The 23,675-nt window shown below is 68.0% G+C and carries 18 protein-coding genes; 7 read left to right on the top strand and 11 right to left on the bottom strand.

Annotation, left to right across the window (positions count from 1 at the left end; genetic code table 11):
• Positions 1-320 precede the first annotated feature (320 nt).
• From CEB94_RS20200 to CEB94_RS20190, 3 genes are all read right to left on the bottom strand, one after another.
• Complete coding sequence (locus CEB94_RS20200) at positions 321-2,033, bottom strand: protein kinase family protein (protein WP_175433559.1); 1,713 nt, start codon at positions 2,031-2,033, stop codon at positions 321-323.
• 140 nt (positions 2,034-2,173) lie between these two features.
• Positions 2,174-4,468 (bottom strand): murein biosynthesis integral membrane protein MurJ, encoded by a 2,295-nt coding sequence (murJ, locus tag CEB94_RS20195; protein ID WP_175433558.1) that lies wholly within the window; start codon positions 4,466-4,468, stop codon positions 2,174-2,176.
• A 43-nt stretch (positions 4,469-4,511) separates the two neighbouring features.
• A complete protein-coding gene (locus tag CEB94_RS20190) occupies positions 4,512-6,917 on the bottom strand; it encodes a DUF6049 family protein (protein ID WP_175433557.1) in 2,406 nt (801 codons plus the stop codon).
• Positions 6,918-7,182: 265 nt separating this feature from the next.
• Between CEB94_RS20190 and CEB94_RS20185 the strand changes: the two genes are divergently transcribed.
• Positions 7,183-8,628, top strand: coding sequence for a CCA tRNA nucleotidyltransferase (locus tag CEB94_RS20185; RefSeq protein ID WP_175433556.1), 1,446 nt, complete (start codon positions 7,183-7,185; stop codon positions 8,626-8,628).
• A 118-nt stretch (positions 8,629-8,746) separates the two neighbouring features.
• On the opposite strand, the gene CEB94_RS20180 is transcribed toward CEB94_RS20185, so the two are convergent.
• The 4 genes from CEB94_RS20180 to CEB94_RS20165 form a co-directional block, all read right to left on the bottom strand.
• Positions 8,747-9,259, bottom strand: a complete 513-nt coding sequence (locus CEB94_RS20180; RefSeq protein ID WP_175433555.1) for a DUF1720 domain-containing protein — start codon at positions 9,257-9,259, stop codon at positions 8,747-8,749.
• 123 nt (positions 9,260-9,382) lie between these two features.
• Positions 9,383-10,645, bottom strand: coding sequence for an MFS transporter (locus CEB94_RS20175; protein WP_175433554.1), 1,263 nt, complete (start codon positions 10,643-10,645; stop codon positions 9,383-9,385).
• Positions 10,646-10,734: 89 nt separating this feature from the next.
• Positions 10,735-11,817, bottom strand: a complete 1,083-nt coding sequence (locus CEB94_RS20170) for an inositol-3-phosphate synthase (RefSeq protein ID WP_175433553.1) — start codon at positions 11,815-11,817, stop codon at positions 10,735-10,737.
• Between the two features lie 44 nt (positions 11,818-11,861).
• A complete protein-coding gene (locus tag CEB94_RS20165) occupies positions 11,862-12,545 on the bottom strand; it encodes a PadR family transcriptional regulator (protein ID WP_175433552.1) in 684 nt (227 codons plus the stop codon).
• A 402-nt stretch (positions 12,546-12,947) separates the two neighbouring features.
• On the opposite strand from CEB94_RS20165, the gene CEB94_RS20160 reads away from it, so the two are divergent.
• Together CEB94_RS20160 and CEB94_RS20155 are read left to right on the top strand one after the other, a co-directional pair.
• Entirely contained in the window at positions 12,948-15,599 is a 2,652-nt protein-coding gene (locus CEB94_RS20160; protein ID WP_246111855.1) for a transglycosylase domain-containing protein, read from the top strand.
• Positions 15,600-15,724: 125 nt separating this feature from the next.
• Positions 15,725-17,236, top strand: coding sequence for a glycosyltransferase family 87 protein (locus tag CEB94_RS20155; protein WP_175437086.1), 1,512 nt, complete (start codon positions 15,725-15,727; stop codon positions 17,234-17,236).
• 103 nt (positions 17,237-17,339) lie between these two features.
• Here the strand turns inward: CEB94_RS20155 and CEB94_RS20150 are convergent, their stop codons facing one another.
• The 3 genes from CEB94_RS20150 to CEB94_RS20140 all read right to left on the bottom strand — a co-directional run bounded on the left by CEB94_RS20150 (position 17,340) and on the right by CEB94_RS20140 (position 20,048).
• Positions 17,340-18,371: an alanine racemase gene (locus CEB94_RS20150; RefSeq protein WP_175433551.1), complete on the bottom strand. Its 1,032-nt coding sequence runs from the start codon at positions 18,369-18,371 to the stop codon at positions 17,340-17,342.
• 82 nt (positions 18,372-18,453) lie between these two features.
• Entirely contained in the window at positions 18,454-19,575 is a 1,122-nt protein-coding gene (femX, locus tag CEB94_RS20145) for a peptidoglycan bridge formation glycyltransferase FemX (protein WP_142161973.1), read from the bottom strand.
• A 167-nt stretch (positions 19,576-19,742) separates the two neighbouring features.
• Complete coding sequence (locus CEB94_RS20140) at positions 19,743-20,048, bottom strand: hypothetical protein (RefSeq protein ID WP_175433550.1); 306 nt, start codon at positions 20,046-20,048, stop codon at positions 19,743-19,745.
• 263 nt (positions 20,049-20,311) lie between these two features.
• Here CEB94_RS20140 and rpsF point away from each other — a divergent pair, with 263 nt between their 5' ends.
• The 4 genes from rpsF (at position 20,312) to rplI (ending at position 22,013) form a co-directional block, all read left to right on the top strand.
• Positions 20,312-20,602 carry a 30S ribosomal protein S6 gene (gene rpsF, locus CEB94_RS20135; protein ID WP_030847098.1) on the top strand — a complete coding sequence of 97 codons (291 nt, stop codon included), beginning with the start codon at positions 20,312-20,314 and terminating at the stop codon, positions 20,600-20,602.
• A gap of 70 nt (positions 20,603-20,672) precedes the next feature.
• A complete protein-coding gene (locus CEB94_RS20130; RefSeq protein ID WP_175433549.1) occupies positions 20,673-21,266 on the top strand; it encodes a single-stranded DNA-binding protein in 594 nt (197 codons plus the stop codon).
• A gap of 45 nt (positions 21,267-21,311) precedes the next feature.
• A complete protein-coding gene (gene rpsR, locus CEB94_RS20125) occupies positions 21,312-21,548 on the top strand; it encodes a 30S ribosomal protein S18 (RefSeq protein ID WP_003949403.1) in 237 nt (78 codons plus the stop codon).
• Positions 21,549-21,566: 18 nt separating this feature from the next.
• Positions 21,567-22,013: a 50S ribosomal protein L9 gene (gene rplI / locus CEB94_RS20120; RefSeq protein ID WP_175433548.1), complete on the top strand. Its 447-nt coding sequence runs from the start codon at positions 21,567-21,569 to the stop codon at positions 22,011-22,013.
• 172 nt (positions 22,014-22,185) lie between these two features.
• Here rplI and CEB94_RS20115 read toward each other — a convergent pair whose 3' ends face one another.
• Positions 22,186-23,523: an MATE family efflux transporter gene (locus CEB94_RS20115; RefSeq protein WP_175433547.1), complete on the bottom strand. Its 1,338-nt coding sequence runs from the start codon at positions 23,521-23,523 to the stop codon at positions 22,186-22,188.
• Positions 23,524-23,675: the final 152 nt, after the last annotated feature.

Below are 23,675 nucleotides of genomic sequence, written 5' to 3'. Positions count from 1 at the left end.
AGTGAACGCTGTGCTCGAACCACCCCAGTAGGAGTTGTAGTGCAGCTGCAGGCAAAGGCTGCCACTGGGGCATTTCGTGTGGGTTGCCGCGGATGCGTTGGTCGGCAGGAAGGACAGGAGTGCGGCAGCCGCAGCGGTCGCTACCGCTGCTATACGTCGCTTCATTATTCCTCTGTTATGAATGGAGCGCATGGCGGAAATGCGCAGCAAAGTATCGAACGACTGAACGATTATATGTCGTGTTCTGTTCAAGTCTGAGCGATCTAGCGCGATGTGACGCACGTCACGGTGCCCGGCGGATGCCGGGGTCGCGCGTTCTGTCAGCCCTTGACCTGGATCTCTGAGATGCCGCCCCTGAAACGGTCCGCAGAACCATCGATCGGCAGCTCTGTGATGTGAACAAGCACGTACCGAGTCTGAACGGGCTTCTTCAGGCTGATCTGGAGCTGTGTCTCTGCTTTTGACAGTTTGCTCAGTCGACGGGAGAACTCACCTAGCGCTGACGGGCCGGAAACGTCCTTGTCCGCAGCCAGGACTTCGACTGTCTGTCCACTCCGGTACATCGTGATGTCGACTTGAGACACCTCTCGGACCCGCCCGAGGTCCACGATCAGCCCGCTGCCATCCTTTCGCGACGGCAGGTTTCCGAAGTTCGCATAGTTCTGGTACTGCGGAGTGATCCATGCGGTGTCCGACTTGCCGTCGATGGCGAGCTGGACCTCATTTTCCTTTATGCCGGACCCACTCGGGGCGAACTCCCGAACGCTGTCGATCGGAATCTGCTTCAGGGGCGCTGCGGGCTTGTTGCCGTCATCGCCGTCCGTCGTTTGCGTCTGGTTCGGGTCGTCCGTCTTACCGCCCTGGTCCATCAGCGCGTCCGCCAGCTGCCAGCTGCCGAGGCCCAGCGCCGCGATCAGGAGCGCGGAGACGGCCCACTTGAGGGCCTTGCCCGTGCGGCTCTGGAGCGGGGGCGGCGGGGACGGGACCGGCTGAGTGACGCCGGGGCGCGGGGACTGACGGCCGTAGGTGCCCTGCTGGTACGTCGTGCGCTGGTACTCGGGCGGGGCGGTGAACGCCGGCTCCGGAGGGCGGATGCGGGGCATCTCGCCGACCGCCTTCACCAGCTCCTCGGGAGTGGTGCACGGCGACTCGTGCCGGGATGCGGTGGCACCGTCGTTGGCGAGCGCGCGCATGGAGAGCTCGGACAGACCGCGGTGCACCCCGGCGCGCACCTGGTCGGGCGCGATCAGGCCGATGTCCTTCGGCAGGCCCGACAGACCATAGGCGTCGCTCTCGTACGGCCAGCGCTGCGTGAGCGCCGCGTACAGCAGGGCGCCGATGGCCTCGGTGTCGGCGCGCTGCGGGGTGTCGGACGCGGCGCCGCGCAGGGCGGCGTTCACGGCGAGGCCGCGGATGCGCCACTGGCCGGTCGAGGCGCGCAGTACGGCGTTGGGGTTCAGCCGCAGATGGGCGAGGCCTTCACGATGGGCTGCGGCCATGGCGGAGGCGACCTGACTGACCATCTGGTAGGCGTCATAGGGCTCCAGGGGCCCGGAGGCGAGGAGCGTGGTCAGTTCCGTCGCGTCGGGCAGCCACTCGTGGACGACGTAGACGACGTCGTTCTCCTCCACCGCGTCCAGCACCTGGACGAAGCGCGGGTCGCCCAGGAGGGCGGAGGAGCGGGCGGCCGCCAGGACGGAGCGGGCCCGCGAGTGGTCGGCGGGCAGGATGTGCACGCCGACGGCACGGCGGAGCTTCTCGTCCACCGCACGCCAACTGCTGAAACCGTCCAGACGGGTGACGCACTCCTCGAGGCGGTAGCGTCTGGCGAGCTTGTGACCACTGTGCAGCTCGGGCGGCGAGGTCGTTCCGGCACCGTCGGTCCGGGTGCTCTCCTGTACCTCGTCGCTGTCCGTGTCCCGCTCCCGGTTCTTGGCCACACCGTCGGCCGTGGACTGGTCCGCCTGTGCGGTCAGCGACGTCTCGTCGCTGTTGTCTGCCACGTCGACGGCAGCCGTACTCCGTTCCGCCACCGTCGTTCCTGCCTCCCCATCCATTGCGCGCCGGCCGGCATCCAGTGCGCGCCGTCCGAAGCCGAAACCAATTGTGCCCACAGTCCGCCGCTATGCACGACACGCGGTGGCTGACGATGGTTGTGCGCCTACCCCCCGACTCAGCGTCCCAGGCGCCCGCGGACCATGCCGACCAGCGAGTTGAGCTCCTCGATGCGCATGCGGCGGGCGGCGACGAAGAAGACCCCGAGCAGCACGGCACCGCCTGCCAGGACCGCGGCGAACGAGCCCGCGGGGCCCTGGCCGAGCGAGTGCCCGATGCCGTAGCAGGCCGCGCCGCTGAGCAGGGCGGCCGGGACCGACGCGATGCACAGCCGGGCGTAAGTCCGCAGGACGCGGGCGCCGTCGAGGTCCCCGCCGAGCCGCTTGCGCAGCCGGCGCCAGGCGACGCCGACGCCGATCGCGTAGGCCAGGCCGTATGAGGCGGCCATGCCGACCACGGCCCAGCGGGACGGGATGACGAAGTAGCAGATCGCCGAGGCGCCCGCGTTCACCGCGGCCACGATGACCGTGTTGTAGAAAGGAGTTCGGGTGTCCTCGTAGGCGTAGAAGGCACGCAGGACCACGTACTGCACCGAGTACGGGATCAGGCCGAGACCGAACGCCATCAGCATGAAGCCCATGTTGGTGGCCTCGCTGGTGCCCGAGGAACCGAACATCAGCGTGCACATCGGGATGCCGATGGAGAGAAACCCGAACGCGATCGGCACGATCGCGACCGCCGTGGTGCGCAGGCCCTGGGAGATGTCGTCGCGGACGGCGCCCCCGTCGCCCTCGGCCGCCGAGCGCGACAGGCGCGGCAGCAGGGCGGCCATGAGGGAGACCGTGATGATGGCCTGCGGCAGACCCCAGATCAGCTGTGCGTTGGCGTAGGCGGCGAAGCCGGTGCCGTCGACCGGCGAGGCCTTGCCCGCCGCGGTGGACAGCTGAATGACGATCATGGCGCCCGCCTGGTTGGCGAGGACGAACAGGACCGTCCACTTGGCCAGCGTGACCGCCTTGCCGAGGCCTTGACCCTTCCAGTCGAAGCGCAGCCGCAGCCGGAAACCGGTCTCGCGCAGGTAGGGAATCATCGCGAGCGCCTGGACCACGAGGCCGAGCAGGACGCCGATGCCCAGCAGTTGCTGGCCTTCCGGCGGAATGTTCGTGGCCTTCATCCCGGAGTCGGCCGCGGTGCCGTAGACGTAGATGAACATGCCCAGCGTCACGATGATGACGATGTTGTTCAGGACCGGGGTCCACATCATCGCGCCGAACTTGCCGCGGGCGTTGAGGATCTGGCCCATCACCACGTGGATGCCCATGAAGAAGATCGTGGGCAGGAAGTACTGGGCGAAGGTGACGGCGACCTGGTTCGCGGCCGGGTCGCTGGCCACCGGGTCGGACAGCACGCGGATCAGGAGCGGTGCGCCGATGACCGAGAGCGCGGTGAGTGCGCCGAGCGTCACGATGACGAGGGTGAGGAGGCGGTTGGCGTACGCTTCGCCGCCGTCCTCGTCCTCCTTCATGGCGCGCACGAGCTGCGGCACGAAGACGGAGTTGAGACCGCCGCCAACGGTGAGGATGTAGATCATCGTCGGCAGCTGGTAGGCAACCTGGAAGGTGTCACCGAGGAGGCCGACACCCAGCGCCGACACGATCAGCGCGGAGCGGATGAAGCCGGTGAGGCGGGAGACCATCGTGCCCGCCGCCATCACGGCGCTGGACTTCATCAGGCCCGCGGCGCGGCCGCCCTTCTTCGGGGCGGACGAGGCGGCGGGTACCGGGTCCGGCGTCTCGTCCACGAGGGACGGTGCCGCCGCGGTCTGGCCGGGGTCCGCGTACTGACCCTGCGGTGCGTACGGGCTCTGTGCCATCTGCCCCGGAGCCGGGGACGGGCCGGGCACCGACGGCGACTCGTACGACGGGTGACCGCTGCTCTGCTGCTGGTCCCGGAAGAGGTGCGCGAACGCGTCCGGCTCCTGGCGCGGCTCGCCCGCCCGGGAGACGAGTTCGTCCACGCCCACGAACTGGGTGGTGCGGGGGTCGTCGCCGTACGGCAGATGCCGCGTCGGCCCCTCCGGCTCAGGCGCCGGCGTCTGAGCCCACACCTGCGGGTCGGGTGCGTACGGCGACTGCGGCGGCTGGCCGTACAGCTGCTGCTGCGGCTGATACGTGCCCGGAGCGGGCGGCGGGTGCGCGGCGCGGTCGTACAGTGCCTCGCCGACCGGGTCCTGGGCGGAGAGGTCCTGTGCCCGGTAGGGGTCCTGGCCGTAGGCGTCCTGGAGGTACATGTCCGTGGGCGGCTGCGGCGGCACCTGGCCGTGCTCGGGCGGTGAACCCTCGGGCCCGCCCGCATCGGGGTAGCCCGAGCTGCCCGCGGCACGACCGCGGTCACCGTCGTACGGCGCGTTCATGGTTACCCCACCTCATCGTCCCGGGCCCACCGGCCACGATTTCTCAACGGTCCACTCTCTCACCCGTGCCGGACGGGTCGGCGCTTTCCGCTGCGGTGTCCGGGGCCGGGTCACTCGGCTGCTCGGGGCCGTCTGCCCCTGAGCCTGCCTCGGACTCCTCCTTGAGACGTACGCCGGAGGCCTCCGGGTTCTGCGGAGCGTCGACCTGGCTCTGCGGGCCGTCGATCTCGTCGTCCGCCTCGGCTGTGTCGTCCTCGGCGGCCTCACGGGCGGCGGCGCGCTTGCGGTGGGTGTACATCCGGAAGCCCGCGAGGACCAGGAGCAGGACACCACCGCCGATGACCAGCATCACCGTGGGCGTGACCTCGGTGACCTTCACGTCGAAGGTGACCGGGTCGCCGTACTTCTGGCCGTCCTCCGTGTACAGCTGGGCGACGACTTCCGCCCGGCCGTTGGCGTTGGCCGACGTGGTGAACTTCACCGACTGGGCGTGGCCGCCGTTGACGGTGACGGGCTGCTCGTCGTAGGCGTCTCCGCCGATCTTGAGTCGCGTGGGGTTCTTCGACGTCAGTCGCAGCTCCAGGTGCTCGACGCCCTGGACCAGGTTGTTCTGGACGGTCACGGGAATCATGGCGCTGCGGCCGGAGAGCTTGGTCTCCGACTTCTGGATCAGCTTGACCCCGTCGATGAGCCCGTTGAGGTACGACTCGATGCCGTCGCGGTATCCCACCGCTGCGATGCCCCGGCCGCGCCACGATGTGGACATCTCGCGGTTCATGGCCCGCCCGAAGGGGGTCACCACCCGGGACTGGCGGGTGAGGATCACCTTGAACTTGTCGAGCTTGCGCTGGGTCCTGGCGATCTGCTCGAAGGCGGCGCGCGGCAGCTCCTGCTTGCGCAGCGTGGAAGGGTACGCCGAGACCGACGGCACCTTCGTGTCGGCAGCCGGGTCGGGCTTGGCCTTGGCGGCGGCCGTGAGGTCCTGCGACTCGGACCAGTTCCCGTCCTGGAGGGTCGCCAGGGCCTCGGCCATGGCCTGCGCCTGGCTCACGGACGGCATGCGCTGCGGGGCGACGACGACGCTGCGCTGCTTGCTCGTCTGCAGGCCGAGCGTCAGGCTCTGGGCCAGGAAACGCTGCACGGCGAGCGTGGAGGCGGAGGCCTTGGTCAGGTCGCCCCGGAACGCCGTGGACAACCGGGAGTCCGCGACGACCGCCGTGGTACCGCCGCCGATGGGACGGGCTGCGGAGGGCGTGTACGACAGGTTGTCCTGGAGGCTGTCGCTGCGAGTGATGACCTTGTCGGCGCCCGCAGAGGTGGCGACCTTCACGATCGACGGGTCGACGGCGCCGTCCACCGGCCAGGCGAAGTCCGTGGACGGTTTTACATGGAGGATCGTGTCCACCGTCTCCTCGGCGGCGTCGGTGGCCTCCTTCAGGTGGCTCAGCGAGCCGGTGACGTTCGTGCCGTTGTGGGCGAGGGACGCCAGGTCCGGGTCGCCGAACGGCAGGGCGGCCACCTCTTCGCCCGTGACCGCCTGCTGGAGCTCGGCGAGCCAGTGCTTGGCGATCTCCTGGTTCTTGCCGGGGGTGGTAGAGCCGTCCGCACCGCGGACCTCGTAGCTCCCCGTCATCGCGTCGACGGACGCCAGCAGGTCCGGATCGACCACCCACGTGACGTCGAGGCCCTTGCCCAGCGACACCATCTGGTCGAGGCGACCGCCCGGAGCGATCTCCTCGGCGAGCTCGTCGTCGCGGAAGACCGGCGTCTGCTGCTCGTTCGACCCTGTCTCGGCCGCCATGTGGGCGCTGGAGACGAGCGGCCACAGGAACGTGGTCTTCGTCATGGTGCCGGCTTCCTCCGGCTGCCACGGCAGGAACGTGCGCTGGATGCCGAGAACCTGGTCCCAGGACTGAGCCGCGGTCTTCCCGGAGAGCGCGACGGCCAGCTGATAGACGCCGTCGCGGCCGAGATCCAGCTTGTCGGTCGGCACGGAGATGCTGAACGGCTCAGCGACACCGGGGGTGAGCGCGGAGAACTTCTCGGTGTACTTGCCGCCGACCTTTTCGCCGGAGGGTCCTTGGATGTCGTCGCTCTTCTTGGCGAGGGTGTCGATCGCCGAGCGGGTTTCGAGAGGGGGGCCCACCTGCAGGTCGACGTGGGCGCCGGTGACGGTCTGCTTGCCGTTGTTGGTTACGGTGCCCGACACGGTCACCGTGTCCCCCTCCGAGGGGGCGCTGGGGCTGAGCGAGTCGACCGCGACCGACACCGAGCCCGCGCTGGAGGCTGCCTGCAGGGACTCCTGCCCGGCCGCGCCCGCCGGCGTCGCGGCGGGCAGCTGGAGGAGTCCGGCCAACAGGGGCGCGCCGGCGAGCAGTGCCCCGGTGCGCCGCAGCAAGCGGCGGGCAGGTGAGGCACTGGTCCCCTGGAAGTCTGCCGCCTCGGCCACGCGCTCGTCCGTCCCTCGTCGTCGTCAGTGGTCGTCGGAATGTGCGTCCACGCATGGTAACGATGCGCGCTGAGGGGAAGTGCCGCGGTCCGCTCCACAAGATCGCGGGCCGACGCCGTGCTGTCCGGTATACGACCCTATGGCCGGGAACGCTTCTTTAAGGCTCATGAGCTGGGATTGTGCACGTATACCGGACGTGTCCACATGCTTCTGCATGCGGATTAGGGGGAGCCCGCGGTGGCCCGGCCACGTACCCTCTTCTGTTGTGCCGAACGCCAACGAAGAAACGTCCAGTGCCCTGAGCCAGGTGCAGCACCGCGCGGTGAGTGAACTGCTGCGAGTCGCTCCTGTCGCCGATGACCTCGCCCGCCGCTTCCAGGAGGCCGGGTTCTCACTCGCCCTCGTCGGCGGCTCGGTACGGGACGCGCTGCTGGGCCGGCTCGGCAACGACCTGGACTTCACCACCGATGCCCGCCCCGAGGACGTCCTCAAGATCGTGCGCCCGTGGGCGGACGCCGTGTGGGAGGTCGGGATCGCGTTCGGCACGGTCGGTGCCCACAAGGGCGGCTACCAGATCGAGGTGACCACCTACCGCTCGGAGGCCTACGACCGCACCTCGCGCAAGCCCGAGGTGTCGTACGGCGACTCCATCGAGGAGGATCTCGTCCGCCGTGACTTCACGGTGAACGCGATGGCGGTGGCGCTGCCGGAGAAGGAGTTCGTCGATCCGCACGGCGGGCTCGAGGACCTCGCGGCGCGTGTGCTGCGCACTCCCGGCACCCCGGAGGAGTCGTTCTCGGACGACCCGCTGCGGATGATGAGGGCCGCACGCTTCGCGGCTCAGCTCGACTTCGAGGTCGCCCCCGAGGTCGTCACGGCCATGACGGATATGGCCGGGCGCATCGAGATCGTCTCGGCCGAGCGGGTGCGGGACGAGCTGAACAAGCTGATCCTGTCCCAGCAGCCGCGCAAGGGCCTGACGCTGCTCGTCGAGACGGGTCTCGCCGAACGCGTGGTGCCCGAGCTGCCGGCGCTGCGCCTGGAGCGTGACGAGCACCACCGCCACAAGGACGTCTACGACCACTCGCTCATCGTCCTGGAGCAGGCGATGGCGCTCGAGGAGGACGGTCCCGACCTCACCCTGCGCCTGGCTGCCCTGCTGCACGACATCGGCAAGCCGCGCACGCGCCGCTTCGAGAAGGACGGCCGGGTCTCGTTCCACCATCATGAGGTGGTCGGGGCGAAGATGACCAAGAAGCGCATGACGGCTCTGAAGTACTCCAACGAGCTGGTGAAGGACGTCTCACGTCTGGTCGAACTCCACCTGCGCTTCCATGGCTACGGCATGGGCGAGTGGACGGACTCCGCGGTCCGCCGCTACGTCCGTGATGCCGGCCCGCTCCTCGACCGCCTCCACAAGCTGACCCGCTCGGACTGCACGACCCGTAACAAGCGCAAGGCGGCGGCCCTGTCGCGCGCGTACGACGGGCTGGAGGAGCGGATCGCCAAGCTGCAGGAGCAGGAGGAGCTGGACTCGATCCGTCCGGATCTCGACGGCAACCAGATCATGGAGATCCTCGGCGTGGGTCCCGGCCCGGTCATCGGCCGTGCGTACCAGCACATGCTGGAGCTGCGCCTGGAGAACGGACCGATGGAGCAGGACGCCGCCGTGGCCGAGCTCAAGGAGTGGTGGGCCGAGCAGGAGAGCTGAGGCCGTGAAACGGGGTCGTGTTTCACGTGAAACACGACCCCGCTGGAGACAGGCGGCCTGCGGGAGGCAGACCGAGGGGCGGTGTTTCACGTGAAACACCGCCCCTCGTCGTCTCTGCCTACTTCTTGTAGTCCTTCAGGCAGAGCAGGAAGTCCTTGCCGTCACCGCTCTCGGTGTACGTGTACTGGAAGTCCTTGTCCTCGGCCTCGCACTTGCTGGAAGCCAGGGTGTCCGTGAGATACGAGCCCTCGATCTTGGCCAGCACCTTGTACTGGGCCTTCGCGTCGTCGCACTTCACGACTTCGAGGTCCGGGTTGCTGTCGCTGCTGCCGCCGCGGTGCATGCAGTCGCCGACAGCCGCCGTGTTGGCGTCGTCCCGGCTGGTTATGTAGCCGCCGATGGCAATGCTCGCCACCGCGATGACGATGGCGATGTTCTTGATGGTCTTGAAGCTGAGCTTGCGACCGGTCGGCTGCGGCGGAACCGGAGCGTACGGAGCCGCGCCCTGGGGCGGGAAGCCGGGCTGCCCGGGCTGCTGCGGGTACCCGCCCTGAGGCGGGAACGGAGCCTGAGGTGCAGCCGCGGGCTGGCCCTGTGCGAATGGGTTGCCCTGGGGCGGCGGAGTAGTCACTTGGGGGTCCCCCTAAAACATGGTGAGTGACGCGAACATGTCGCGAGATAAGACCCACGTAAGGTAGCGGTCCCCACTGACAACCCAGTAGCCGGAAGTGGCTCTGTGTCATTGATGTGACACTTACCGGCGGCCAAAACGGTTCATAGTCACAGCTACTGCCGCGTAGATAACAGCGATCGTGATCACCAGCGTCACGGATCGGCCGTCCGGCGGCAGCATCAGGGCGGCGACGACGGCCGCGACGACGAAGGAAACGTTGAAGAGGACGTCGTAAACCGAGAAGATCCGGCCACGGAAGTGGTCCTCGACGGAGGACTGGACGATGGTGTCCGTGGCGATCTTCGCGCCCTGAGTGGTCAGCCCCAGGACGAAGGCTGCGGCCAGCAGCGGGACGGTGGCGAACGGTAGCCCGAGAGCAGGTTCCAGCAGCGCCGCGGCACCCGCGCAGGCGACGATCCAGCGGCCCGGTCCGAACCGCCCCGCGGTCCAGGGCGTCACCACGGCCGCCGAGAAGAACCCGGCGCCGGACACGCCCAACGCCAGTCCCAGCAGGGCGAGTCCGTCGTCCGTGGTCGAGGTGAGGGCGTACCGGCACAGCATCAGCAGCATGACCAGCAGGGCGCCGTAGCAGAACCGCATCAGCGACATCGCCACGAGCGCCCAGGCGGCCTCCCGGCGCTGCGGGGCGGCCAGGTGACGTACGCCTGCCATCAGGTCGCGGGCGGTGCCCCTGAGGGCCGTCTTGATCCGCCCGCGCGCCAAGGGCCGGTCGGGGCCGAGGAGTTCCCGCGCCATGCTCAGCGATGCCAGGGCGGCGCACAGATAAAGCCCCGCCCCCACGAGCACCACCGCGGCGTCCGAGTCCGCCACCGCCAGGCGCACGACGAAGGCGAGGCCGCCGCCCGCGGTCGCCGCCAGTGTTCCGGCGGTCGGGAAGAGAGAGTTGGCGAGGACCAGACGGTCGGCGTCGACCACGCGTGGCAGGGCGGCGGACAAACCTGACAGGACGAAGCGGTTGACCGCGGTGACGCACAGAGCCGACACGTAGAAGAGCCAGTCCGGAGCCGGACTGAGGATCAGCAGGGCCGTCGCGGAGGCCAGCAGGGCGCGCAACAGGCTGCCGAACAGCAGGACCTGACGGCGGCGCCAGCGGTCCAGCAGGACACCGGCGAAGGGGCCGACGAGGGAGTACGGGAGCAGCAGCACCGCCATCGCGGAGGCGACCGCGGCCGCCGAGGTCTGCTTCTCCGGTGAGAAGACCACGTACGCGGCGAGCGCGACCTGGTAGACGCCGTCGGCACCCTGGGACAGCAGGCGTACGGCGAGCAGGCGCCGGAAGCCCTGGAAGCGCAACAGGACGCGCAGGTCACGGACGACGGCCATGGGGCCCAGCCTCACATACGGGGAGGGTCCCCGGGTCGTACGACCCGGGGACCCTCCCAGCCCTGGCAGGAGCGATCAGTTGCGGCGCGTCAGCGCTCGACCTCACCCTTGATGAACTTCTCGACGTTCTCGCGGGCCTCGTCGTCGAAGTACTGCACCGGCGGGGACTTCATGAAGTAGCTCGACGCCGACAGGATCGGACCGCCGATGCCGCGGTCCTTGGCGATCTTCGCGGCGCGCAGGGCGTCGATGATGACGCCGGCGGAGTTCGGGGAGTCCCAGACCTCGAGCTTGTACTCCAGGTTCAGCGGGACGTCACCGAAGGCACGGCCCTCGAGGCGGACGTAGGCCCACTTGCGGTCGTCCAGCCAGGCGACGTAGTCGGAAGGGCCGATGTGGACGTTGCCCTCGCCCAGGTCGCGGTCGCGGATCTGGGAGGTGACGGCCTGCGTCTTGGAGATCTTCTTCGACTCGAGGCGGTCGCGCTCGAGCATGTTCTTGAAGTCCATGTTGCCGCCGACGTTCAGCTGCATGGTGCGGTCCAGGACGACGCCCCGGTCCTCGAACAGCTTCGCCATCACGCGGTGCGTGATGGTGGCGCCGACCTGGGACTTGATGTCGTCACCGACGATCGGGACGCCCGCCTCGACGAACTTGTCCGCCCACTCCTTGGTGCCGGCGATGAATACCGGGAGGGCGTTGACGAAGGCGACCTTGGCGTCGATGGCGCACTGGGCGTAGAACTTCGCCGCGTCCTCGGAGCCGACGGGCAGGTAGCAGACGAGGACGTCGACCTGCTGGTCCTTGAGGACCTGGACGACGTCGACCGGCTCCTCGGCGGCCTCCTCGATGGTCTCGCGGTAGTACTTGCCGAGGCCGTCGAGGGTGTGGCCGCGCTGGACCGTCACACCGGTGCTCGGTACGTCGCAGATCTTGATGGTGTTGTTCTCGGAGGCCCCGATGGCGTCCGCCAGGTCGAGACCGACCTTCTTGGCGTCCACGTCGAACGCGGCGACGAACTCGACGTCGCGGACGTGGTACTCGCCGAACTGGACGTGCATCAGGCCCGGCACCTTGGACGCCGGGTCGGCGTCCTTGTAGTACTCGACTCCCTGTACCAGCGATGCGGCGCAGTTGCCCACACCGACGATGGCTACGCGAACCGAACCCATTCCGGTTGCTCCCTGTGTGTACGAGTGAGGCCCTGAGTGGGCTCTCACGTGGCGGTGTCGTCAGGCGTATCCGGAAGGGGGGCGTCCCCCGTCCGGGGCAGGCCGCCCGACGCTCCAGATGTGGTGTCGCGCGAAGCGGGCTCCTCGGTGGCCGGACCCTTGAGGTCCCGCCCCGCCCGCTCGCTCTCGATGAGCTCGTTCAGCCAGCGCACCTCGCGCTCCACGGACTCCATCCCGTGGCGCTGGAGCTCGAGCGTGTAGTCGTCGAGGCGTTCCCGGGTCCGGGCCAGGGAAGCGCTCATCTTCTCCAGCCGCTCCTCCAGCCGGCTGCGGCGTCCCTCCAGCACGCGCATGCGGACATCGCGTGAGGTTTGCCCGAAGAAGGCGAAACGGGCTGCGAAGGTTTCGTCCTCGTACGCGTCGGGCCCGGTCTGTGAGAGCAGCTGCTCGAAGTGCTCCTTACCCTCCGCCGTCAACCGGTAGACGATCTTGGCGCGGCGCCCCGTGAGGGGGGCGGCGAGGGCGTCCTCGGCGGTGTTCCCCGGTTCCTCGATCAACCAGCCGTTGGCGACCAGCGTCTTGAGGCAGGGGTAGAGCGTCCCGTAGCTGAACGCACGGAACACGCCCAGCGATGTGTTGAGCCGTTTGCGCAGCTCATAGCCATGCATCGGAGATTCGCGGAGCAGGCCGAGTACGGCGAACTCGAGGATCCCGGAACGCCGGCTCATCGTCGCCTCCTCTCGCCGCGGTGCGCATGTATCGGTCCGATGTGTCGGGCCGATGTGTCGAGCTGATGTATCGACTCGATACATCATGACGATAGAACGGCCTTCCGGATGCGACAAGAGGGGGTCGGGTGAACGGGATCACATCACCGATTCATCGGACACGAGTTGCCTGTTTTGAGGTGAACTTTGGGGCTCGGCAGGTTTTGGCGGTGCGTAGTCTGTGCGCCATGCACATCACCGGGAACCGAGTGACGCCTGAGAGCGTCGTCGTCGTCGGTGTAGTACGGGTGCATGCGGGACCGATGAATGCGGAGCCGACCGCATCCGTACTTCGGGGGGACCGGAAACTAGCCGCCGTTTCCAGGCGCGCAGGGGTGCGCCTGCCCGAGGAGTAGTCGTTCGATGAGCGAGCACCGTCGCAAACCGCCGCAGCCGCAGGGAGGCGGACGTGCCGCGGCCCGACGCGGCCAGTCCGGCTCGTCCCCCGGCCGCCGCGCGGCACCGCGAGGCGCCACCGGGTCTCCGTCCGACTCCTATGGGTCGGACTCCTACGACTCAGGGGGTGAGGAGCGTCAGTACGGCGGCCGTGCCGAGGCCCGGCGTGCGGCGCAGAGAAGCACGGGGGGCAGCCGCCGCAGAGCGGCCGAACCGACCCGTGGTGGCCGGCGTACCGGCCCTGGCGGCCCGAACGGGCCCGGCCGGGGCAGAGGACGCGCGGCCGCCGTCCCCGACAAGAATCGGCTGATCGACTATCCGCGGGCCGGCAAGTACGGCTGGCAGCGCTGGATGCCGTCCTGGAAGCTCGTCTCCGGCCTGTGCATCGGCTTCGTCGGCAGCCTGGTGGCCGTGGCGGGCATCGGCTACGCCATGGTGGGCGTCCCCAATGAGGAGAACGCCGCGGCCCTGTCGCAGAACAACGTCTACTACTGGGAGGACGGCTCCCAGATGGTCGCGGCGGGCAGCGGCCAGAACCGCCAGAACGTCACGATCGACCGGATCCCCAAGGCCATGCAGTGGGCGGTGATCTCGGCCGAGAACAAGAGCTTCTACCAGGACTCCGGCGTCGACCCCATGGGTATCGCCCGAGCCCTGGCGAACATGGCGCGGGGCGGTGACACGCAAGGCGGTTCGACGATCACCCAGCAGTTCGTCAAGAACACCTACCTGAGCCAGGAACAGTCGCTCACCCGTAAGTTCAAGGAGATGTTCATCTCGATCAAGGTGGGCACCAAGCTCACCAAGGGCGAGATCCTCCAGGGCTACCTCAACACCTCGTACTACGGCCGCGGCGCCTACGGCATCCAGGCCGCCGCGCAGACCTACTTCGGCAAGGAAGCGAAGGATCTCAAGCCGAACGAGTGCGCCTTCCTCGCCGCTCTGCTCAAGGGCCCGACCTACTACGACCCCGCGGGCAACGAGGGCATCGACTCATCGGCGACCGAGACCGCCAACACCAAGCGTTCCAAGGCTCGCTGGAGCTGGATCCTCGAGCAGATGCACAACGACAAGAAGATCACGGACAAGCAGTACCAGGACGCGATCAAGAACTACCCCGAGCCCCAGCCCCGCAAGGCCTCCAAGGGCATGAGTGGTCAGATCGGCTATCTGGCGGACACGGCCAAGAAGTACGTCCTGAACCACTCGAACATCTCCGAGAAGCAGTTCGACCTGGGCGGTTACCAGATCAAGACGACTTTCGACAAGGACAAGGTCGAAGCGCTGGCGAAGGCCGTCAAGAAGGTCGAGAAGGAGAAGCTCGACCCGGAGAACCGTGAGCTGGACAAGCACGTCCAGTTCGGTGCGGCGTCAGTGAAGCCCAACGACGGGGCGATCGTCGCGCTCTACGGCGGCGCGGGGTACGAGAACGGCCACTTCAACAACAACGCGGACACCTCGGGTGTCCCCGTCGGTTCGACGTGGAAGCCGTTCGTGCTCGCCGCCGCGATGGAGCACGGCACCTACCGGAGCGACGGTCCCCTCTCGCCGCTGAGCAAGTACAACGGCAACGACCACCTCAAGGTCAAGAACAACGACGGAACCTACGTCCTGAAGAAGGACAACACGCCGTTCTTCCAGGAGAACGAGAGCGACTACCCCTGGGGCTACATCTCCTTGCGCAAGGCGATGGAGCAGTCCGTCAACACGCCGTTCGTGCAGCTCGGCATGGACGTGGGGATGAAGAACGTGGCCGACCTGGCCGAGAAGTCCGGCATCCTGGACAGCAGCTTCGCCGGTCTCAACGCTTCGTTCGCGCTCGGTACGTCGACTCCCAGTGCGATCCGAATGGCCGACGCCTACGCGACGTTCGCCGCGGCGGGCAAGCAGGCCGCCCCGTACTCGGTGACCAGCGTCAAGTCCAATGGCCGTGAGATCGAGGGCTTCGAGAAGCCGAGGGTCACGCGGGCGATGCCCGAGCAGGTGGCCAACAACGTCACGGACGTTCTGGAGAACGTCATCCAGAACGGTACGGGTAAGAACGCCCTGTCCCTGGGCCGTACGGCGGCCGGCAAGACCGGTACCACCGACGAGAACAAGTCGGCCTGGTTCGTCGGCTACACCCAGCAGCTGTCGACCTCGGTCGCGATGTTCCGTGAGGACCCCAAGAGCGCCAAGCTGCTCTCCATGAACGGCACGGCGGGTGAGAAATCCATCCACGGTGGTGACGTCCCCACTCTGGTGTGGACCGAGTACATGAAGGCCGCACTGAAGGGCAAGCCCGACCTCGGCTTCCCGGAGGCCGAGAAGATCGGCGAGATCCAGGACGAGGTGGGCGCTCCGACGCCCACCCCGACCCCCAGCGTCGAGCCCAGCGAGCCCGTGACCGAGTCGCCGAGCCCCACGCCCAGCGAGAGCTCGACTCCGTCGCCCACGCCGAGCGACACCTGCGGATTCTTCGGATGTGAGAACGACGGTGGCACGGAGAACGGTGGCACCGAGAACGGTGGGACGGACGGCGGCGTGTCCTCCCCGCCCGCACCGACCGGTACAGCCGAGAACGGTGGCAACAGCAGAGGCAATGGCAACGGAGGCATCTTCGGAGGCCCTGAGGGATAGCCGCTGACAGATCGCCCGGCTTGGGTGTTTCACGTGAAACGCGAAGGTGTTTCACGTGAAACGAGGGCCGCCGTCCCCTTCGGGGTACGGCGGCCCTCGGCGTATTGCTGGACACGTACGGCAGGATGTGCGGCATGCCCAGTGCAGAATCGACGCAAGCGAGCGTCCATGAGCCGGAGCCGGTGCGGCCGACCAAGGAGGACGAGGTCGCCGCGGCCGGAAGCGAGCTGATCGGTGGCCCGCTCGGGCGACGTGCCCTGCTCGGGGCGTCCTGGTGGACTCCTGTACGGGTGATCGCGCTGGTGGCGATCGGCATGTTCGCCCTCGGACTGGTCCAGAAGGCGCCCTGCTACAACGGCGCCTGGTTCTTCGGCGCCAGCTCCCAGTACACGCACGCGTGCTACTCGGACATCCCGCACCTCTACCAGGGGCGCGGCTTCGCCGACGGGCTCGTGCCGTACTTCGACAGGCTTCCCGGCGACATGCAGTACCTGGAGTACCCGGTGCTCACCGGCGTCTTCATGGAGGTCGCCTCCTGGCTCACGCCCGGCAGCGGCACCATCCAGTACCAGGAGCAGTGGTACTGGATGGTCAACGCCGGAATGCTCATGGTGTGTGTGTCGGTCATCGCCGTCTGCGTGACCCGCACCCACGCCCGACGCCCCTGGGACGGCCTGCTGGTCGCCCTGGCGCCCGCCGCCGCGCTGACGGCGACCATCAACTGGGACCTGCTCGCGGTCGCTCTGACGGCCGCGGCGATGCTGATGTGGTCACGTGGCCGCTCCCTCGCCTTCGGCGTCCTGCTGGGCCTCGCCACGGCCGCCAAGCTGTACCCGTTCCTGCTCCTCGGGCCGCTGATGGTGCTGTGCTGGCGCGCGGGCAGGTGGCGTGAGTTCGGGACGGCTCTGGGTGGTGCGATCGTCGCCTGGGTCGTCGTGAACGGGCCGGTGATGCTCTTCGCGTTCGAGGGCTGGTCGAAGTTCTACACGTTCAGTCAGGAGCGGGGCGTCGACTTCGGCTCCTTCTGGCTGATCATGGCCCAGAACTCGGACGACCCACTCAGCACCGACACGGTCAACTCATTGGCCACGCTGCTGATGCTGGTGTGCTGCGCGGCTGTCGCGGCGCTCGCCCTGACCGCCCCGCGCCGCCCGCGGTTCGCCCAGCTCGCCTTCCTGATCGTCGCGGCGTTCATCCTCACCAACAAGGTCTACTCACCGCAGTACGTCCTGTGGCTGGTGCCGCTGGCGGCTCTCGCCCGGCCGAAGTGGCGGGACTTCCTGATCTGGCAGGCCTGTGAGGTGGCCTACTTCCTGGGAATCTGGCTCTACCTCGCGTACACGACCAGCGGAGAGGCCCACAAGGGGCTGCCCACCGACGGATACCACTGGGCCATCGCCCTGCATCTGCTGGGGACGCTGTACCTCTGCGTGATGGTCGTGCGCGACATCTTCATGCCGGAGCGGGATCCCGTGCGGCGGTCCGGTGACGACGACCCCTCGGGCGGAGTGCTCGACGGAGCCGAGGACGTCTTCGTTCTCGGGCCCGCGGCTCGCCCCCGGCGGCACGTGACCGCCCAGTTCGACGGACCGCCGGTCGAGTGGGGCAAGCCGGGCGCTACAGGCGGTTCGCTCTGAGCGAACGGCGCGAGATGCCGTAACCGCGAGACGCCGAAGGCCGTACACGGGAAGCCGTGTACGGCCTTCTTGCTGTGTGCTGCGCGGTCGGTGCGTCGCGCCGTCAGCGGTCCATGATCCGGTCGAACTGCGTGGTGGTGTGCCGCAGATGGGCCACCAGCTCGTCGCCCACCTTCGGCTCCGGCGCGTCCGCCGGCACGAAGAGGATCGAGACCTGCATGTGCGGCGGCTCGGCGAACCAGCGCTGCTTGCCGCCCCAGACGAACGGAGAAAGGTTCCGGTTCACGGTCGCGAGGCCGGCGCGCGCGACGCCCTTGGCGCGCGGCATGACGCCGTGCAGCGCCTTGGGGGCCTCCAGACCCACTCCGTGCGACGTGCCGCCCGCCACGACGACCAGGAAGCCGTCGGAGGCGGCCTTCTGCTGCCGGTAGCCGAAGCGGTCGCCCTTGGTGACGCGCGTGACGTCCAGGACCGCGCCGCGGTACTCGGTGGCGTCGTGGTCCCCCAGCCACAGCCGGGTGCCGATGCGGGCCCGGAAGCGGGTCTGCGGGAACTGCTGCTGGAGCCGGGCGAGTTCCTCGGCCTTGAGGTGGCTGACGAACATGGTGTGCAGCGGCAGCCGGGCGGCACGCAGCCGGTCCATCCAGCCGATGACCTCTTCGACGGCGTCCGAGCCGTCGGTGCGGTCCAGCGGCAGGTGAAGGGCGAAGCCCTCCAGGCGGACGTTCTCGATGGCGGCGTGCAACTGGGCCAGGTCCTGCTCGCTGATGCCGTGCCGCTTCATCGAGGACATGACCTCGATCACCACGCGGGCACCGACCAGGCCGTACACACCGTCTATCGACGAGACGGAGCGGATGACCCGGTCCGGCAGCGGCACCGGCTCCTCGCCGCGCCGGTACGGCGTCAGCACCAGCAGATCCCCGCCGAACCAGTCCTTGATCCGGGCGGCCTCGTACGTGGTGCCGACGGCGAGGACGTCCGAGCCCAGCCGTGTGGCCTCCTCCGCCAGCCGCTCGTGCCCGAAGCCGTAGCCGTTGCCCTTGCAGACCGGCACGAGGCCCGGGAACTGCTCCTGTACGTGCTTGTGGTGCGCACGCCAGCGCGCGGTGTCGACGTAGAGCGTGAGCGCCATGGCCGGACCTGGAACCTTTCTCGCGGTGCCGTGTATCGGCGGTTGCCGTGTATTCAGAGGTATAGAAGCACTGAACGGGACATCAGCGGCGCGACATGTAGATGTCGAGCGCCTTGTGCAGGAGCTTGTTCAGCGGGAAGTCCCACTCGCCGAGGTATTCGGCCGCCTGGCCGCCGGTACCCACCTTGAACTGGATCAGGCCGAAGAGGTGGTCGGTCTCGTCCAGCGAGTCGGAGATGCCGCGCAGGTCGTAGACGGTGGCGCCGAGCGCGTAGGCGTCGCGCAGCATCCGCCACTGCATCGCGTTCGAGGGCCGGACCTCGCGGCCGATGTTGTCGGAGGCGCCGTAGGAGTACCAGACGTGCCCGCCGACGATCAGCATCGTCGCGGCCGACAGGTTCACGCCGTTGTGCCGGGCGAAGTACAGCCGCATGCGGTTGGGGTCCTCGGTGTTGAGGGCCGTCCACATGCGCTGGAAGTACGACAGCGGGCGCGGCCGGAAGTGGTCGCGCACGGCCGTGATCTCGTACAGCCGCTGCCATTCCTCGAGGTCCTGGTAGCCGCCCTGGACGACCTCGACGCCGGCCTTCTCGGCCTTCTTGATGTTGCGGCGCCACAGCTGGTTGAAGTTCTTGTGGACCTCTTCCAGGGAGCGGTTCGCCAGCGGCACCTGGTACACGTAGCGGGGCTGCACGTCGCCGAAGCCGGCGCCGCCGTCCTCGCCCTGCTGCCAGCCCATGCGGCGCAGCTTGTCGGCGACCTCGAAGGCGCGCGGCTCGATGTGGTCGGCCTCGATGTCACGCAGGCGCTTGACGTCCGGGTTCTGGATGCCCGCCTTGATGGAGGGGGCCTCCCAGCGCCGGATGATCACCGGCGGGCCCATCTTCACGGAGAAGGCGCCCTGTTGCTTCAGGTGCGCCAGCATCGGCTCGATCCAGTCCTGCAGATTCGGCGCGAACCAGTTGATGACCGGCCCCTCGGGGAGGTACGCGAGGTAGCGCTTGATCTTGGGAAGCTGCCGGTAGAGGACCAGACCCGCACCGACCATCTCGCCGGTGCGGTCGTCGAACCACCCGAGGTTCTCGGAGCGCCACTCCGCCTTGACGTCAGCCCAGGCCGGGACCTGCATGTGGCTCGCCGACGGCAGGCTCTGGATGTAAGCCAGATGCTGCTCGCGACTGATGGTCCTCAGGGTCAGGCTCATTTCGGGGCGCTCCTCGGGCTGGTGTGTCCCCATGGGTACAGGGGCTCCGGCTCTCGCGCGAAGCCTACTGCGCCGTGGGAGCGCGCCGGTTGGCCGTACGGGACCTTCGCCCCGGCCCGAATCCGGCCTGGGCGTGACCCGGTGTTCAGATGAGGGGTGTCCTGGCGTCAGCCGATGAGGCCGCCGTGCGCCATGCCCAGGAAGAACCCGACCCCCGATGCGCCCAGGCCCAGGATCAGGCCGAAGCGCTCGCGGGTCGTCTCCGAGATCCACTGGCCGTACGCACCCGTGAGGATGCCCACGAGGCCGGCCCAGGAGCTGAGCACATGCAGGTCTTCGTCGATGATCGCCGTGAGGAACGACAAAAGGCCCAGCACCAGGGTCACCGCGAGCAGGGCGTCCTGGAGGGGATGGGGCTTGCCGTCCGTGGCGAAGAGACCGCCGGCGGTGTTGGGTCGCAATGCCTGTGCCATAGGGCACCTCCTGCGAAAGGCGGCGCATCGTAGCGCCATACACACCCGATGTGTACAGATTGGCTGCCCGGGCGGCCGGATTTCAACCGCAAGCCGCTGTGCGGGTACTCTGTACCGTCCGCACCGGTGTCTGCCCATGTCATGGCAGGGGCTTCTCGTCAGAACCCCCGACTGTCAGTGGTGGCCGATACCGTTGCTACGCATCACAACCCTCCTGCCACGGAACGACCGTGGCCGCTGAGTCCAAAGGAGGTGGGTTCCACATGCGTCACTACGAGGTGATGGTCATCCTCGACCCCGAGGTCGAGGAGCGCGCTGTCTCTCCGCTGATCGAGAACTTCCTTTCTGTCGTCCGTGACGGCGGCGGAAAGGTCGAGAAGGTCGACACCTGGGGCCGTCGTCGTCTCGCGTACGAGATCAAGAAGAAGCCCGAGGGCATCTACTCGGTCATCGACCTGCAGGCCGAGCCTGCGGTCGTCAAGGAGCTCGACCGCCAGATGAACCTGAACGAGTCGGTCCTCCGGACCAAGGTCCTCCGCCCCGAGACCCACTGAGCTTCCAGCTCAGCTGATCCCGGGATTCGAGTAGCAAGCAGCCAGAGCAAACCCGCCGAGAGGTTCCCCCATGGCAGGCGAGACCGTCATCACGGTCGTCGGCAATCTTGTCGACGACCCCGAGCTGCGCTTCACCCCCTCCGGTGCGGCGGTCGCGAAGTTCCGTGTCGCGTCCACCCCCCGCACCTTCGACCGCCAGACGAACGAGTGGAAGGACGGCGAGAGCCTCTTCCTGACCTGCTCGGTCTGGCGTCAGGCGGCGGAGAACGTCGCTGAGTCGCTCCAGCGAGGCATGCGCGTCATCGTGCAGGGCCGGCTGAAGCAGCGGTCCTACGAGGACCGTGAGGGTGTCAAGCGCACGGTCTACGAGCTGGACGTCGAGGAAGTCGGCGCCAGCCTGCGCAACGCCACGGCCAAGGTCACCAAGACCACCGGCCGCGGTGGCCAGGGCGGCTACAGCGGTGGCGGTGGTGGCGGCGGCGCCCAAGGCGGCGGCGGCTGGGGCGGCGGCCCCGGTGGCGGCCAGCAGGGCGGCGGCGCTCCCGCCGACGATCCGTGGGCGACCGGTGCTCCCGCCGGTGGCAACCAGGGCGCCGGCAGCGGCTGGGGTGGAAACTCCGGCGGCGGCAGTGGCGGCGGCTACTCGGACGAGCCCCCCTTCTAGGGGCGGGTTCGCACTCACACTTCTTGATCACACAGGAGAAACACCATGGCTAAGCCGCCTGTGCGCAAGCCGAAGAAGAAGGTCTGCGCATTCTGCAAGGACAAGGTCACGTACGTGGACTACAAGGACACGAACATGCTGCGGAAGTTCATTTCCGACCGCGGCAAGATCCGTGCCCGCCGCGTGACCGGTAACTGCACGCAGCACCAGCGTGACGTCGCCACGGCCGTGAAGAACAGCCGTGAGATGGCGCTGCTGCCCTACACGTCCACCGCGCGATAAGGGAAGGGTGACCGACTCATGAAGATCATCCTCACCCACGAGGTCTCCGGCCTCGGTGCCGCGGGCGACGTCGTCGACGTCAAGGACGGTTACGCTCGCAACTACCTGATCCCGCGGAACTTCGCTATCCGCTGGACCAAGGGTGGCGAGAAGGACGTCGAACAGATCCGTCGTGCTCGCAAGATCCACGAGATCCAGACCATCGAGCAGGCCAACGCTGTGAAGGCCCAGCTCGAGGGCGTCAAGGTCCGTCTGGCCGTTCGCTCCGGCGACGCCGGTCGTCTCTTCGGTTCCGTCACTCCGGCCGACGTCGCTTCCGCGATCAAGGCCTCCGGTGGTCCCGAGGTCGACAAGCGCCGCATCGAGCTCGGCTCGCCGATCAAGACGCTGGGCGCTCACGAGACGTCCGTGCGTCTGCACCCCGAGGTTGCCGCCAAGGTGAACATCGAGGTCGTCGCGGCCTGAGTGCCGCGCTGCTGAAGCAGTAAGCGATGGGGCCGCACCCTGCGGGGTGCGGCCCCATTCGTGTCTGTCGGATGCATGTTTGCCGAGGGGCGTCCGTGTTTCACGTGAAACACCGCGTTCTGTGGAGCACATCGTGTTTCACGTGAAGCAGGCAGCGTTTCACGTGAAACGGTCAGCGGGTCGCGCCCGTCACGATCCAGCGGCCAGAGCGGGTGCGGAGCCACAGGGTCAGCATGCGTACGGTCATCATCAGCGTCATCGTGGCCCAGAGGGCGGTGAGACCGCCGCCCAGTACCGGGACCAGCAGAGCGACCGGAGTGAACACCGCCAGGGTGAGCAGCATCGCCCAGGCGAGGTACGGGCCGTCGCCGGCGCCCATGAGGACTCCGTCCAGGACGAAGACGATGCCGGAGATCGGCTGGGACAGGGCGACGATGATCAAGGCAGGCAGCGCCACATCCCTGACCGCCGGGTCACTGGTGAACAGGGGCAGGAAGGCCGGTCGGGCGATGACCACCAGAACGCCGAGAACGAACCCGACGGCGATACCCCACTCGACCATGCGACGGCATGCGTCCCGAGCACCCTGGGCGTCACCGGCTCCGAGGTAGCGACCGATGATGGCCTGCCCGGCGATAGCGATGGCGTCGAGGGCGAAGGCCAGCAAGCTCCACAGAGAGAGAATGATCTGGTGGGCGGCGATGTCGGCATCCCCGAGACGGGCGGCGACCCCAGTGGCGATCATCAGGATCGCCCGCAGGGAGAGCGTGCGCACCAGCAGGGGCACACCGGCTTGCGCGGAGGCCCTGATCCCGGCGGCATCCGGACGCAGCGAGGCCCCATGCTTGCGCGCTCCTCGCAGAACCACCACGAGGTAGACCGCGGCCATGCTGCACTGAGCGATGACCGTGCCCCACGCGGATCCGGCGATCCCCAGATCGGCGCCGTAGACAAGCCCGGCGTTGAGAGCGCCGTTGGCAACGAAGCCGGCGACGGCGACGTAGAGCGGGGTCTTGGTGTCCTGCAATCCGCGCAGGACACCGGTCGCGGCGAGAACGACGAGCATGGCCGGTATGCCGAGCACGGAGATGCGCAGATACGTGATCGCGTAAGGGGCTGCCGCGTCCGAGGCGCCGAAGAGGTCCACGAGGTGGGGTGCCGTCGGCAGCGCTGCGGCGACGACGGCGGCGCCGAGGAGCAGTGCCAGCCAGATACCGTCCATGCCTTGCCGGATGGCGGCCTGGAGATCGCCCGCTCCGACACGGCGGGCAACCGCTGCCGTCGTGGCGTAGGCGAGGAAGACGAAGACGCTCACGGCGGTCATCAGGAGGGCCGAGGCGATGCCGAGACCGGCGAGTTGGGCTGTGCCCAGATGGCCCACGATGGCGGTGTCGGTCATGAGGAAGAGGGGCTCGGCGACGAGGGCGCCGAAGGCCGGCACCGCCAGCGCGACGATCTCTCGGTCGTGCTGTCTCCGGCCGGTTCGGCGGCGCGCGGGGGCCTGTGTCATGTGCACCAATCTAATCGTCCACAGGTAAGAGATGCAAAGCGTTTGCAGCCCTTACATCCCGTGTTGGGATGCGCACTGCTGTGCACTGTTCGAGGCGATCTTGGGCTGGCGGGGAAAGTTTTTCTTCTGCACAGCCGGTGGACGACAAAGAT

The organism is Streptomyces hawaiiensis (assembly GCF_004803895.1).
Lineage (GTDB): Bacteria > Actinomycetota > Actinomycetes > Streptomycetales > Streptomycetaceae > Streptomyces > Streptomyces hawaiiensis.
This window is presented reverse-complemented; position numbering and strand designations above follow the sequence as displayed.